The organism is Sphaerisporangium sp. NPDC088356, assembly GCF_040685555.1.
GTDB lineage: Bacteria > Actinomycetota > Actinomycetes > Streptosporangiales > Streptosporangiaceae > Sphaerisporangium.
In genome coordinates this window covers 1-13,927 of sequence record NZ_JBFBIK010000058.1, presented here as the reverse complement: position 1 = coordinate 13,927, position 13,927 = coordinate 1, and the positions used below count along the sequence as shown (strand labels likewise).

General features: G+C 70.4%; 13 protein-coding genes. 11 read left to right on the top strand and 2 right to left on the bottom strand.

What is annotated here, in order from left to right:
• Window positions 1-7 precede the first annotated feature (7 nt).
• From AB0O34_RS21545 to AB0O34_RS21495, 11 genes are all read left to right on the top strand, one after another.
• Window positions 8-1,396: a cytochrome P450 gene (locus tag AB0O34_RS21545; RefSeq protein WP_363917928.1), complete on the top strand. Its 1,389-nt coding sequence runs from the start codon at window positions 8-10 to the stop codon at window positions 1,394-1,396.
• Entirely contained in the window at window positions 1,396-2,292 is an 897-nt protein-coding gene (locus AB0O34_RS21540) for a terpene synthase family protein (RefSeq protein WP_363917883.1), read from the top strand. Before AB0O34_RS21545 ends, AB0O34_RS21540 begins: the two co-directional genes overlap by 1 nt.
• Window positions 2,289-4,052 (top strand): prenyltransferase/squalene oxidase repeat-containing protein, encoded by a 1,764-nt coding sequence (locus tag AB0O34_RS21535; protein WP_363917881.1) that lies wholly within the window; start codon window positions 2,289-2,291, stop codon window positions 4,050-4,052. Before AB0O34_RS21540 ends, AB0O34_RS21535 begins: the two co-directional genes overlap by 4 nt.
• Before the next feature lie 205 nt (window positions 4,053-4,257).
• Entirely contained in the window at window positions 4,258-6,732 is a 2,475-nt protein-coding gene (locus AB0O34_RS21530; protein ID WP_363917879.1) for a nitrate- and nitrite sensing domain-containing protein, read from the top strand.
• 90 nt (window positions 6,733-6,822) lie between these two features.
• Entirely contained in the window at window positions 6,823-7,251 is a 429-nt protein-coding gene (locus tag AB0O34_RS21525) for a roadblock/LC7 domain-containing protein (RefSeq protein WP_363917877.1), read from the top strand.
• The gene (locus AB0O34_RS21520; RefSeq protein ID WP_363917875.1) at window positions 7,248-7,637 is read left to right on the top strand and encodes a DUF742 domain-containing protein; all 390 of its coding nucleotides are present in this window, start codon (window positions 7,248-7,250) and stop codon (window positions 7,635-7,637) included. The genes AB0O34_RS21525 and AB0O34_RS21520 overlap by 4 nt, the downstream gene beginning before the upstream one ends.
• Window positions 7,618-8,238, top strand: a complete 621-nt coding sequence (locus tag AB0O34_RS21515) for an ATP/GTP-binding protein (RefSeq protein WP_363917873.1) — start codon at window positions 7,618-7,620, stop codon at window positions 8,236-8,238. The genes AB0O34_RS21520 and AB0O34_RS21515 overlap by 20 nt, the downstream gene beginning before the upstream one ends.
• 196 nt (window positions 8,239-8,434) lie before the next feature.
• Window positions 8,435-9,229 carry an SDR family oxidoreductase gene (locus AB0O34_RS21510; RefSeq protein ID WP_363917871.1) on the top strand — a complete coding sequence of 265 codons (795 nt, stop codon included), beginning with the start codon at window positions 8,435-8,437 and terminating at the stop codon, window positions 9,227-9,229.
• A 93-nt stretch (window positions 9,230-9,322) separates the two neighbouring features.
• Window positions 9,323-10,147, top strand: a complete 825-nt coding sequence (locus tag AB0O34_RS21505; protein WP_363917869.1) for an aldo/keto reductase — start codon at window positions 9,323-9,325, stop codon at window positions 10,145-10,147.
• Between the two features lie 127 nt (window positions 10,148-10,274).
• Window positions 10,275-11,132 (top strand): aminoglycoside phosphotransferase family protein, encoded by an 858-nt coding sequence (locus AB0O34_RS21500; protein ID WP_363917867.1) that lies wholly within the window; start codon window positions 10,275-10,277, stop codon window positions 11,130-11,132.
• A gap of 198 nt (window positions 11,133-11,330) precedes the next feature.
• A complete protein-coding gene (locus AB0O34_RS21495) occupies window positions 11,331-11,549 on the top strand; it encodes a hypothetical protein (protein ID WP_363917865.1) in 219 nt (72 codons plus the stop codon).
• Window positions 11,550-11,697: 148 nt separating this feature from the next.
• Here the strand turns inward: AB0O34_RS21495 and AB0O34_RS21490 are convergent, their stop codons facing one another.
• Both AB0O34_RS21490 and AB0O34_RS21485 read right to left on the bottom strand, forming a co-directional pair.
• A complete protein-coding gene (locus tag AB0O34_RS21490; protein ID WP_363917863.1) occupies window positions 11,698-12,489 on the bottom strand; it encodes a metalloregulator ArsR/SmtB family transcription factor in 792 nt (263 codons plus the stop codon).
• 166 nt (window positions 12,490-12,655) lie between these two features.
• The gene (locus AB0O34_RS21485; RefSeq protein WP_363917861.1) at window positions 12,656-13,879 is read right to left on the bottom strand and encodes a GDSL-type esterase/lipase family protein; all 1,224 of its coding nucleotides are present in this window, start codon (window positions 13,877-13,879) and stop codon (window positions 12,656-12,658) included.
• Window positions 13,880-13,927: the final 48 nt, after the last annotated feature.

The window sequence follows — 13,927 nt, the reverse complement described above, 5'->3', positions numbered from 1 at the left end:
CGTGGAGATGCCGGTCGATATCGATGCCGCGCGGGCCCGGCAGACCAGCCGGGGACCCCTCTCCCGGGTGATGCCGAGGATCGCGCGAGATCCCGTCAACGGCCTCGCGGAGATCGGGATGCGGGCCGGCGGAGAGGTCGTACGGCTGAAGCTGGGCCTGTTCCGGCCGTATCTGGTGACCCACCCGGACCATGTGCAGCACGTCCTTCGCGGCAACTGGACCAACTACACCCGCCAGGGCATGTTCTGGAAGCCGTTGAACCGCCTGCTCGGAGCCGGGATCCTCAGCGACGGCCCCGCCTGGGAGTCCAGCAGGAAGATCCTCCAGTCGCTGTTCACGGCCAAGTACATCGCCTCCCTCGCCGGCGTGGTCGCGAGGACGGTCGACCAGCGGATCGCCGAGCTGGAGGAGCACGCCCGGTCGGGACGCCCGGTCGACGCCGCGCACGAGATGGCCGCCGTGGTCAACCAGAGCACCGTCAGGGTGCTGTTCGGGGACAGGATCTCCCGGCGGGACAGCGAGCGGCTGATGTCCGCCTACCACGCGGCCGACGCGGCGGTCACGTTCCGGCTGCTCATGCCGTTCATGCCGTACGCGTTCCGCGTGCCGGGCGACCGGGCCTTCATGGACGCCGTCGGCACCGTCGACGACGTGGTGTTCCCGGTGATCCGGGCGGCCAGGGAGCGGCCGGAGGCCGACGACGGCCTCGACGTCGTCTCCGCGCTGTGCCGGGCGCGCGGCGCCGACGGCCGGCCACGCGACGACAGGCAGATCCGCGACGACCTGGTCAGCGTCTACGCGGCGGCGTCGGAGACCACGGCGACCACCCTGACGTGGCTGTGGCCGGAGCTGGACGCCCACCCGGAGGTGGCCGCGAAGCTGTACGCCGAGATCGAGCGCGTGGTGGGCACGGGCCCCGTCCTGCCGTCGCACGTGCCCGAGCTGCGCTACACCAAGATGGTCCTCCAGGAAGTCATGCGCCTGCACCCGGCGGGCTGGCTGTTCCCCCGGATGGCCGTGGAGGACGAAACCGTCGGCGGCGTGCGCGTCAGGGCCGGCTCGATGGTGCTGATCAGCCCGTACGCCACGCACCGGCTGGAGGAGTTCTGGGACCGGCCGCTGGAGTTCGACCCCGAGCGGTTCTCACCGGACGACCAGCGGCGGCGGCACCGTTACGCCTACTTCCCCTTCGGGGGCGGCGCGCACCAGTGCCTCGGCCAGCACCTGTTCTACATGGACGCGCCGCTCATGGTCGCCTCCATCGTGAGCCGGTTCCGTCCGGCGCTGCTCAGCCGCGGGCCGTTCACGCCCGCGCCGACCGCGTTGCTGCGCCCCCGGGGCAAGGTCGAGCTACGGCTCCTCCCGGCCGAGCACGCCGCGCGAGGACCACGGTGATGGAACAGAGCGCGAGCGGCCTGACCACCACCGGCCGCTGGCCGGGCGCGACGGACTCCGGGACGATCTGCGCCGTGGCCGGGCGGTCACAGCGGGACATGCAGGAGTGGCTGGCCGCCTATCCCGAGCTGTTCCCGGCCAAGCCGTTCGACGCCGCGCTGTCCAGCACGCTGTCCATGGCGATGGCGTTCAGCGGTCCGTGGTTCACCGCCGAGCAGCTTCGGATGGCGAACAAGGTCTGCCTGTGGGCCTTCGCCCTCGACTGGCTCGTGGACTACGTCGCCACCTCGACGCGGGAGGTCGACGCCATCGCCGGCCGGTGCCTCGCGGTCGCCGGCGGCGCGGAGCCGGTCCCCGGCGACGAGCTCACCCGCTTCCTCGCCGACATCCGCGCGGAGCTGGCGGGGACGCCCGCGTTCGCCGTGCTCGGCCCGGTCTGGCGCGATGAGCTCCAGCGCATGCTGGACGCGATGAGCCGGGAACGGGAATGGCGAAGCTCCGGCGTCACGCCCTCGCTCGACGAGTACATGGAGAACGCCGACAACCTCGGCTTCTCCTTCGCCTTCGCGTCCCACCTGATCCACACCGGCGGCCCCTCCGAGCCGGACGACCTGCTGAGCGTGCGCGAGGCGAGCTGGGCGGTGCAGCGGGTGATCCGCCTGCTCAACGACCTCGGGACGTACGAGAGGGACCTGAAGTGGGGCGACCTCAACGCCCTGCTGCTCGGCGTGACCCGCGAGGAGGTCGACCGGCGCGTCTCCCTGCTGGCCGAGCGGAGCAGGAAGCTGATCGGCCCTCTCCACGAGAGCCACCCGTACATCGCCGGCTATCTGGAACGCCAGATGGACTTCTGCGCGGGCTTCTACCGGCTCGCCGATTACTGGGGAACGATTTGAGCGTCCACGACTTCGTCTCCGCGCCCGCCCGCGCGTTCACGCTCCACATGGCGAGCGCGCTCGAAACGGCGGGCACCGCGGCCACCGGCACGGTCGACGTGGTGGCCGAGGCCCGCGCGCTGGTGGCCGGGCTCACGGCCCGGCCGTGGGGCAACGCCTCCCCCTCGGTATACGAGACCGGGCGGCTGGTGTCGCTGGTCCCCTGGCTCGCCGGGCACGACGAGCGGCTCGCGTACCTCCTGGCGACCCAGCGGCCGGGCGGCGGCTGGGGCCCGCACAACGACTACACCCTGGTTCCGACGCTGAGCGCGACCGAGTCCCTGCTGGCCGAGCTCGCGCGGGACGCCCGCGACCCGGACGGGCCGGCGGGGGACGTCCGCGACCCCGGCGCGCTGGCGCAGGCGGCGGGCCGGGGGCTGCACGCGCTGTTCCGCTGGTCGCGCCGGGACTACGGCTCGCCCTTTCCCGACATGCCGGCCATCGAGCTCATCGTCCCGTCGCTGGTCACCTCGATCAACCGGCATCTTCACCACCTCCGCGACTCACGGCTGGACGGGCTGCGCACGTGGGCGGGGGCGCCGCCACTCCCCCTGCCGTCCGGCATGGACGGGGCCAGGCTGGAGATGATCAGGTCGCGCCTGCGCTCGGGCGACCCGCTTCCCGAGAAGCTGCGGCACGCCCTGGAAGTGGCGGGCGACGCGGTGTTCCAGGCTCCGGGCGTCCGCCCGACGGCGGCCGGGACGGTCGGCGCGTCCCCGGCGGCCACCGCTGCGTGGCTCGGCGACCTCGGAAGGCACGACCCCGGCCACCCGGCGCGGCTGCACCTCGAGTCGGCGGCGGAGCAGCACGGCGGGCCGGTGTCGTGCGCCGTACCCATCACCGTGTTCGAGCGCGGCTGGGTGCTGAGCTGGCTGGCACGCGCCGGGATCCCGGTCACCGTCCCGGATGAGCTGGTGGAGAGCCTCGGCGAGGGGCTCGGCCCCGGCGGCGTGCCCGCGGGCCCGGGGCTGCCCGCGGACGCGGACACCACCTCGGTCGCGCTGTACGCGCTGGCGCTGCTCGGCGCCCCACGCGAGCCCGACAGCCTGCTGGGCTACCACACGGGCACGCATTTCTGCACCTGGCAGGGCGAGCAGGGCTACTCTGCGACGGTCAACGCCCACGTGCTGGACGCCTTCGGCCAGTACGTCGCCGCCCGCCCCGGCGCGCGGGCGCGGTACGGCGAGCCGATGGACCGGATCGCGGGCTGGCTGCGCGGGCGGCAGAACGGCGACGGGAGCTGGTCGGACCGCTGGCACGCCTCGCCGTACTACGCGACGGTCTGCTGCGCGCTGGCGCTGGACGAGTTCGGCGGCGCGGCCTCGCGGGAGGCGGTGCGGCGGGCGGTGCGCTGGGTGCTGTCGACGCAGCGCGCGGACGGCTCCTGGGGCCTGTGGCGCGGCACGGCCGAGGAGACCGCGTACGCGATGCAGCTCCTGCTGCTGGCAGGCGCGCCGTACGACCAGGCCGAGCGCCAGGCCGCCCGGGGCTACGCCTACCTCCTGGGCTCGACGTGGCCGGGCAACTCCGGCGACCCCCGGACGCAGACGTGGGGGTACTCCGACGAGCACCCGCCGATGTGGCACGACAAGGACCTCTATCTGCCCGTGGCGATCGTGAGGGCGGCCATTCTCGGGGCGCTGCACCTCGCGCAGCGTAACCCGACGTCGGACCCAACCTCGCCGCCAGAGCATGAGACCTCGCATAACCGACAAACGTGAGACGGCATCATAAAAGTCGAATGTCTAACTGGCTATCTTTACAGGATTGACACTTAAGCGTCGTGACTCCATTTCGCATCATGCTAGGGTTCCCCAGTATGATCCGGGGAAATACCGTCCTACCACGTGATACGGCGTCATATAGCGCATAGGGTTATTAGCCGAACCGTGAGGTGGGTTCCTGACTTTCGCCAGGGATGGAGTTATGCGCAACCGCAACTCGCGTGTTCGGACCAAGGTCACGGCGCTGATCGTGTCGCTCGTCGCCCTCTGGGGGTTCGCCGCCTGGGTGACCCTGCGTGAGGGGCTGAACGTCCTGTGGGTGCAGACCCTGGACACCGGCGTGGCGCAGCCGAGCGAGCGGCTGAGGGTGGAGCTCCAGCGCGAACGCCGGCTCACCGTGATCCTCCTGGGCGACCCCGCCTCCAGCCGCCAGCGCGAGGCTCTGGCCGCCCAGCGGTCCAAGACCGAGGCGGCGAGCGCCGGCTTCCGCCGCGAGGCCACCAGCAGCGGCGTGCGCAGGGCGGCCGGTGACGCGCTGAACCGCCGGATCGACGAGGCCGTCAAGGAACTGCAGATCCTCGGCCCCCTCCGCAGGCAGATCGACGCCGGGCAGACGGACCGCGACCGCGCCTCCGCGACGATCACCCAGGTCATGGACTCGATGTACCGCGTCTACGACTCGATGGCCACGCTGGACGACGCCGGGTTCGCCAAGGACACTCGTACCTTCATCGAGATGGGCCGGTCGGGAGAGCTCCTCGCGCAGGAGGACGCCCTCGTCGCGGGCGCTCTGGCGGCGGGCGGCCTGACCGGGGCCGAGCACGCGCAGTTCGCCCAGGCCGTGGGCGCCCAGCGGTTCCTCATGACCAAGACGGCCGCCGAGCTGCCCCCGGCCGACCGCGCCGCCTTCGACCAGATGGTGAAGAGCGAGCCGTACAACCGCCTCCGCCGCCTGGAGGACCAGCTCATCGAGTCCGGACGGCCGGAACTGGTCTCCATCGACGGCGATCGGTGGAAGTCGGCCACCGGAGCGGTTCTCTCACGCCTCGACAAGCTGGTGAAGGACGGCGGTGACGCGCTCGTCGAGCGTGCCAGGCCGATCGCCATCGGCGTCGTCGTACGGCTGGCGCTCGCCGGCGGCCTCGGGCTGCTCGCGGTCATCGCGTCCATCGTGCTGTCCATCACCACCGCCCGAGCCCTCGTGCGGCGGCTGGAAGAGCTGCGGACCGCCGCCCTGGAGCTCGCCGCCCGGCGGCTGCCCGGCGTGGTCGAACGCCTCGGCCGGGGCGACGACGTGGACGTGGCCGCCGAGGCACCGCCGCTCGCGGTCGGCAACGACGCGATCGGGCAGGTGGGCCAGGCCTTCAACACCGTGCAGGAGACGGCCATCAGGGTCGCGGTCGAACAGGCCGAGCTGCGGCGCAGCTACCGCGGCATCCTACTCAGCCTGGCGCGGCGCACCCAGTCGCTCGTGCACAGGCAGCTGACCATCCTCGACGCCATGGAGCGCCGGGAGACCGAGCCGGGCGAGCTGGCCGACCTGTTCCGCGTGGACCACCTGGCCACCCGGATGCGGCGCAACGCCGAGAACCTCATCGTCCTGTCCGGCGCCTCCCCCGGCCGCGCCTGGCGCCGGTCGGTGCCCATGGTCGACGTCGTACGGGGCGCGCTCGCCGAGGTCGAGGACTACACCCAGGTGACGCTGATGCCCATGGGTGAGGCCGAGCTGGCCGGACGGGCCATCGGCGACGTGATCCACCTGCTCGCCGAGCTCATCGAGAACGCGGTCTCCTTCTCCCCTCCCTACGCCTCGGTCCACGTCAGCGGCCAGGAAGTGGCCAAGGGCTACGTCGTCGAGATCGAGGACCGCGGCCTCGGCATGACGCCAGAAGACCTGGCCGCCGCCAACGACCGGATCGCCGACCCGCCCGAGTTCAAGCTGACCGGCACGCCCCGGCTCGGCCTGTACGTGGTGAGCCGCCTGGCCGCGCGCCACCAGATCCAGGTCACGCTGAAGGCGTCCCCCTACGGCGGCACGACCGTCATCGTCCTGATACCCCGCGAGCTGATCAACGGCGAGGTCGACACCGACATGGATCTCGGTACCGATTCCGACGCGCTGCCCGCCGGGCAGCTTCCCCCCGGCACGCCGCAGCCCCCCCGGGGCAGGCACCACACGACCGGCGAGTTCCCCGTGCAGGCCGGCGGCCCCGGGAAGGCCGGCCCGTTCCTGCTGACGGCGGTCCCTAAGTGGGACGACGACCACGTGCCCGGCGTACCCCCGCAGGGCCGGGCGGCGCGGGAGCACGAGCCGTCCGCCCTCACGGAGTCTCCCTCGCACGACCAGGAGGCGTTCGAGCCGCCGCCCCCCGGGCCGTACATGTTCGAGCCGTCCTCCCCTGAGACCTCCGCCGCCGAGCCCGAGGACTACACCCCCTCCGGCCTGCCCCGCCGCGTCGCCCAGGCGCACCTGGCACCGGAGCTGCGCCGCGAGCCGCCCCCCGCCCCCGGCACCGCCGCGGAGGACGACGACGAGCTCTCCCCCGAGGACCTCCGGCGGCTGATGGGGTCCTTCCAGAGCGGCACCGAACGCGGGCGGTCGGAGGCGGCGAGGCTACCGCGCCGTCTGGACCCCGACCCGGACCCCGGTGACGAGCAGCCGATGCGCTACCCGTAATGGTTTGGATCTTCGCCTGGCAGGTAGGCCATGGAGATCCACTAGAAGACGCAGTGAACAGTTTGAGCCGGTAAAAGAGGACAGCGCGTGATGCAAAGGACCAGTTCCCCCGCCGACCTGACCTGGTTGCTGGACGACCTGGTCGCACGGGTGAGGGAAGCCGAGCACGGGATCGTCCTGTCCACCGACGGACTGCTCCTCGCCACGTCGCGAGGTCTCAGCCAGGCCGACGCCGAGCATCTGTCGGCCGTGGCGGCGGGGATCCAGAGCCTCGCCCAGGGAGCCAGCGAGCGGTTCGGCGGCGGAGCCGTACGCCAGACCATCATCGCGCTGAAGTCGGCGTATCTGGTGGTGACGGTGGCGGGCGAGGGCGCTTGCCTGGCGGTCCTGTGCGCGCACGACGCCGATGTCGGCCTGGTCGCCTACGAGATGGCCATGCTCGTGACCCGGGTCGGCCAGTACCTCACCTCGCCGGCACGCTCGGAGAACCCTTCACCAAGGAATGAGGGCGCCCTATGACGAGCCTCTCCGACGACCCCGCAGAGGAACAGTGGCTCGACGACGAGGCCGGACGCATCGTCCGCCCGTACGTGATGACGCGCGGGCGCACGCAGCCCAGCCGAGGTCAGATCGACCTCATCACCCTCGTGGTGACCATCAACCCGGCGATCGCGGCGGAGCCCGGCATCGGGCCGGAGCACCACACCATCGTCAGGCTCTGCGAGCGACCGCTGTCGGTCGCCGAGATCGCCGCCCACCTGGACCTGCCGGCGGGCACCGTCCGGGTCCTCCTCGGCGACCTCGTCGACAGGGGCTTCGTCGCCATCCAGGAGCCCGTGCGCGAGATGGACGTTCTCGACCTGGAAACCTACAAGGCGGTGCTCAATGGACTCCGGACGCTCTAACCGCGACGTCGGGCGTGTGAAACTGCCCACCGCGATCAAGATCCTGATCGCGGGCGGGTTCGGAGCCGGGAAGACGACCATGGTCGGATCGGTCTCCGAGACCCGGCCGCTGCGCACCGAGGAGTTGCTGACCGACCGGGGCGTCGGCGTCGACGACCTGTCGGGGGTGGAGGCCAAGAAGACGACCACCGTCGCCATGGACTTCGGCCGCATCTCCATCGGCGACGCCCACGTGCTCTACCTGTTCGGCACCCCGGGCCAGCAGCGGTTCTGGTTCGTGTGGGATGAGCTCGCGCTCGGCGCGATGGGCGCCGTGGTGATCGCCGACACCCGCCGCCTGGCCGACTGCTTCCCGTCGGTCGACTACTTCGAGCGGCGCGGCACGCCGTTCGTCGTCGCGGTGAACTGCTTTGAGGGCGCCAAGCGCTACGACCTCGACGAGATCAGGATGGCCCTGGACCTGGGCCCGAACATCCCTGTCGTGCTGTGCGACGCGAGGCAGAAGGATTCGTCCAAGAAGGTGCTGGTCACCCTGGTCGAGCACGCCATGGAGACCCGCGCCTCCAAGCCCCTCCCCACCCAGGCCCCCGCCACCCGCTGACCAGCCCTTGGATGATCCATTCCGAGGACGGGCTCAGGTCACGGACCGTGCCGGGCCGCCTCGTCCCGCCGGCCGCCGCCGCTGATAGCGTGGGCTTTACTCCATCTACGCGAGATATCGGCGTTTGCAATAGGAAGCGTGTGCAATTATTGCTGGTGACCATTCAAGGGACCTGGCAACCGCCTGGAGGCTCGGCATGCACATCGACCTGACCGGCCGTACCGCGCTCGTCACCGGATCCACCTCCGGCATCGGCCACGCCACCGCCACCTCGTTCGCGCGAGCGGGGGCCCGCGTGGTGGTCAACGGGCGGGACGAGAAGCGCACCGACGAGGCCGCCGCCCGCATCCGGGAGGAGACCGGCAATCCCGAGGTCCACGCGGTGGCCGCCGACGTCGGCACCGCGAAGGGCGCCGAGGCGCTCATCGCCGCCGAGCCGGACGTCGACATCCTGGTCAACAACGCAGGTGTCTTCGCCGCGACGCCGGTGTTCGAGATCCCCGACGAGGAGTGGCTGCGCTACTTCGAGGTCAACGTCCTCAGCGGGATCCGGCTGGCCCGCCACCACATCCCGCGCATGGTGGGGCGCGGCTGGGGGCGCGTGGTGTTCGTCAGCAGCGAGTCGGCGGTCCATCCCGCGACCGAGATGGTCGACTACAGCATGACCAAGACAGCCCAGCTCGCGATCTCCCGCGGGATGGCGCAGGCCGTGCCGGCCACCGGGGTCACGGTGAACTCCGTGCTCCCCGGCCCCACCCTCACGACCGGCGTCGAGAAGCTCCTCACCGACCGGTTCGGCCCGGACGTGCCCCTGGAGGAGGCCGAACGGCGCTTCATCGCCGAGGAGCGCCCCACCTCGCTCCTCGGGCGGCTGGCCCGCCCGGAGGAGGTCGCCCATCTGGTGCTGTACGTCAGCTCCGAGCAGGCGTCCGCGACCACGGGCGCCGCCCTGCGGGTCGACGGTGGCGTCATCCCCACCCTGATTCCCTGACCGTGCGGTTTGCCCCACCCCCTGATCGGGGAGTGCCTTCCGGGTGCCCGTTCGGGACGAAGAACTATAAAGCGATCAAGTTAGGCGATATCAATGTCACCCGTGCCCAACGTCACGCTGAACAACGACGTGCGGATCCCGCAGCTCGGTTTCGGAGTCTTCCAGGTCCCAGAGTCGGAGACCGTAGCCGCGGTCACCGACGCCCTTGAGACCGGCTACCGCAGCATCGACACGGCGGCCATCTACGGCAACGAGAAGGCCGTCGGCACCGCCATCGCCAAGGCCGGCCTGCCCCGCGACGAGCTCTTCGTCACGACCAAGCTGTGGAACAGCGCCCAGGGCTACGACTCCACCCTGGCCGCGTTCGACGCCAGCCTCGCGAAGCTCCAGCTCGACTACATCGATCTCTACCTGATCCACTGGCCCACCCCGGCCAAGGACCGCTACCTGGACACCTGGCGCGCCTTCGAGAAGCTGTACGCCGACGGCCGCGTCCGTGCCATCGGCGTGTCCAACTTCCAGCCTGCCCACCTGCGGCGGATCCTGGACGAGAGCGAGATCGTGCCCGTCCTCAACCAGATCGAGCTTCACCCGAACCTTCAGCAGACCGAGCTGCGCGCCTTCCACGCCGAGCACGGCATCGCCACCGAGGCCTGGAGCCCCCTGGCACAGGGCGCGCTGCTCAAGGACCCGGTGATCACCTCCATCGCCGAGCGGCACGGCAGGACCCCCGCCCAGGTGATCCTGCGCTGGCACCTCCAGCTGGGCAACGTCGTCATCCCGAAGTCGGTCACCCCCTCGCGCATCCGCGAGAACTTCGACGTCTTCGGCTTCACGCTCACCGACGACGACCTGGCGGCCATCGAGCCCCTCGACAACGGCACCCGCACCGGCCCGAACCCCGACACGTTCAACTGACGTACGGGCGAGTGGCTCCCGGCCCGGCGCCGGCGCGCCGGGCCCACCCACTCCGTTGATGTACGGGCGAGGCGGTTCCGGCCCGGCGCCGCCCCGCCGGGCCGTACGCCGTGGTTAGGCTGCGGGGGTGATCGAGGAGATTCGTGCGCTGCTGGCCCGTCACCTGCCCGGCCGCGAGGTCCGATCCATCACCAAGCTGGGTGAGGGGCTGGACAACGTCGCCTACGAGGTCGACCGTGAGCTGATCGTCCGGGGAAGCAAGGAGACCGACCCGGCCGCCCGGGCGGAATCGATCCGGCGCGAGGCCGAACTGCTCGCCGTGGTGGCCCGGTTGTCCCCTCTGCCGGTTCCGGAACCGGTGTTCGCGGACGTTGACGCGGGGTTCCTCGCGTACGTCAAGCTCCCCGGTGTTCCCCTGATCGGCCATCCGGTCGCGGAGCCCACACGGCTGGCGGCCCCGCTGGGCGGGTTCCTCAGCAGCCTGCACCAGGCTCCCGTGGAGGAGATGGAAAAGCTGGCGCCCCGGGAGTCCTACCCACTGCTCTCCTGGAGGCAGGACGCCGAACGGGACTACCGGAAGGTCGTGCGGCACGTGCCGGCGGCGGCTCGTGCTCTGGTGGAGGACTTCCTCGGCCGCACGCCGCCCGCCGAGCCCCGCGCCGGAGTGTTCTGCCACAACGACCTCGGCGCCGAGCACCTTCTGGTGGACGTCCGGGCGAGCGCCATCACGGGCGTCATCGACTGGACCGACGCGGCTATCACCGATCCGGCCTGCGACCTCGCCCTGATCTACCGCGACCTCGGCCCGGAGGTCTTCGAGCTGACGCTGGCCGACTACGACGGCCGTTTCGACGACGCCGGCCGCGAGCGCGCCGCCTTCTACGCCCGCTGTTCCCTCCTGGAGGACCTCGCCCACGGCCTGACCGGCGGGGCCTCCCGCTACAGGCACTCCGCCCTGGCCCACCTCACCCGAACCTTCCGCTAGACGCGCCCGCCGGCATCTGTGGGTAGGATCCGCTCGCCTGGCGGACCGAGCGCTACTCAGCGCTTTGGAGGGGGTGGCGCAGTCGACGCATGTGACCACAGCTTTGATGACCCCATGCGATCGACCATGTGCGCGTTGTAATATCTGTTTGTGCCCGATCATGCGTACGAGCTACCCCTCTCCGAGGTGCCAGCGCACTTGGACGACCTCGCAGCAGCAGCCGCGGGGGGCGAAGTCATCTATCTGACCCGAAATGGTCGTCGGCTGGCAGCCGTCGTCGCACCCGAGTTCGGGGAAAGCCTGGACCATCGTGTCGACCCGGGAGACTGGTCGGCCCTGGACGATTTGATCGGCTCCGCTCCCGGCCTAGCGGAAGCGACCGCCCTGCACAATTTGCGTGACGAATGGGACAGGTAGTCATCGACAGCAGCATCCTGCTGGGATTGTTCGATCCGAAGGATGCTCTGCATGAGGTTGCGGCAGAGGCTGTACGTCGCGATGGCTGTACTCCCAGGTTGGCCGATGAGGCCCCCGCCGGGCGATGCTCCCCGCCTTCTTGAAATGGTTACCGGGGGTCGTTCTGGGCCATCTGGGCTGCCCGGAGCTCTTCGTGCATTTCCCAGGGAGCCTGCGGGAGGACGTGTCCGGTCTCCAGCAGGGACTTGAGGTTGGCCAGCACGGCCGGCCATCCGGCGGAAATCGCGTCGTAGTCAGCTTGGCTGGCCAGCTTCTCATGGGTGACCGTAAGCCGGACGATCTCACCGTAGGGCTCGATCTCGAAGGTGACCTGGGACGGGCTACCGAAGGTGATCACCAACCGCTTAGGTGGCACGGTCTCCAGGACCGTGCCGACGACGTCGGCGATACCTGAACCGTCGGTGCGCCGGTGCTCCCAGGTGGAGCCGACCTGCCAGTCCGAGACGTTGCTGTGGCCCCAGTACTCGGCGGTGAGGTCGGCGTCGGTCAACGCGTGCCAGACCTTCTCCGGCGTGCTCTGGATATAGGTGACATACACAAAAGTCGGCTTGTCAGACATTTCATGCTCCTCTGCTCGTCGCTTCACGGCGCTCAGCGTCCGAAGACGCGGACTCTCGAACTTGTCGATCCACCGCTCCTGGACCTCGTGGAGGGGAACGGGGTTGAGGTAGTGCAGCTTTTCCCGTCCCCGCCGGACCGTGCTGATCAGGTTGGCGGCCTCCAGGACGGCCACGTGCTGGGTCACCGATTGACGCGCCATGTCGAGGTGCTCGCACAGCTCGCCCAGCGTCTGCCCGTTGTGCTCGTGAAGCCTGTCCAGTAGGTACCGCCGGGTCTGGTCGGCCAGCGCCTTGAAGACCTTGTCCGTCTCTGCAGCCACAGGCGACATTATGCAGGTATTTGCCTGCATAATGTCAAGCCGCGGTCACGCCGAAGCCCCGAAGAGGGTTCACCTTGCCGCAGAACGAGCAGCGCACCGTGGACGTGGTCTCGACCGGTGTTCCCTAGATGGCTTGCCCTTCCCAGCAGGCGGCGGCGTGCATGTTTCAGACGCGCTTGGCGGCGAACGGGCCGCCGGAGCCGAAGGCCAGGACGGCGAAGCGTTCGCCGATGAGGCGGTGTGTGGCGGCGTCCGGGTGGAGCTGGTCGGGCAGCGGCAGTTCGGCGAAGTCCGCCTCGCCGTAGAGGTCACGGCCGTCGAGGTAGTGCAGGTTCGGGTCATCGGCTGCCCGCTGCTTCACGAGCCGGGCCAGTTCGTCACGGATGACGTTGAGGGTCAGCTTCCCGCTGGCCCGTTCCGCGGGGTCGCCTGCGGCCCGGAACTGGAGCCTTCCCGCGCTGAGGTTGCTGAAGTCCGGGGCGCTGGGGCCGGGGGTGTCCTCGTGGATGGGGCACAGGATGGGCGAGACGACCAGGAGCGGAGTGGTGGGGTGGCCCTCGCGGATGGTGTCGAGGAAGCCGTGCACCGCAGGGCCGAAGGCGCGCAGGCGCATCAGGTCGGTGTTGACGAGGTTGATGCCGATCTTGACGCTGATCAGGTCCGCGGGGGTGTCGCGCAGGGCGCGGGCGGTGAACGGGTCGAGCAAGGCGCTGCCGCCAAGGCCCAGGTTGATCAGTTCGACGTCGCCGAGGGAGCCGGCCAGCGCGGGCCAGGTTGTGCTGGGGCTCGCGGCGTCGGAGCCGTGGCTGATGGAACTGCCGTGGTGCACCCAAACCCTGCGGCCTCCAACCGGTATGGGCTCGACGGGGGCGTCGGTGCGTAGGGCGACCAGCTCGGTGATCTCGTTGTGCGGCAGCCAGATCTCGACGCGCTTGACCTGGTCGGACAGGCCGGAGAACCGGACGGTGCCGACCGGGCCGGGCCGGGTTTCCGCGGACCCGGTGGTCATGTCGATCATCAGGACGTTGCCGCCGGTCACACTGGCCTGCCCGGCCAGCCGCCCGTCGACGAGCAGGTCGTACACGCCATCGGGGCGGGGCGGTGCGCCCTGGTAGGCATTCTTGGTGCGGAGTGCGTCCAGCTCGATGGCGGTGGCCCGCGTGCGGAACACCAGCCGTACGCCGGAGGGCTGGGCCTCCACCATGGCCAGCTGCCCGTCGGCGCACTGTGCACGGGCCCGGGCGGGCAGCCGGTGCGGCAGCACCCCGTGTCGGGTCCGCTCCAGATCAAGGGCGCCGCGCAGGAGGTCCGTGGTGATGGGCGTAGTGATCCAGTCCGTCGCCCGGGCCGCCGTGGAGGCGCCGGGGACGTCGTCGAGCTGGTCGTTCATCGAATCCTTTCAGCGTGGAGACCCCGGCCTTCAGGCCGGGGAGGAAAC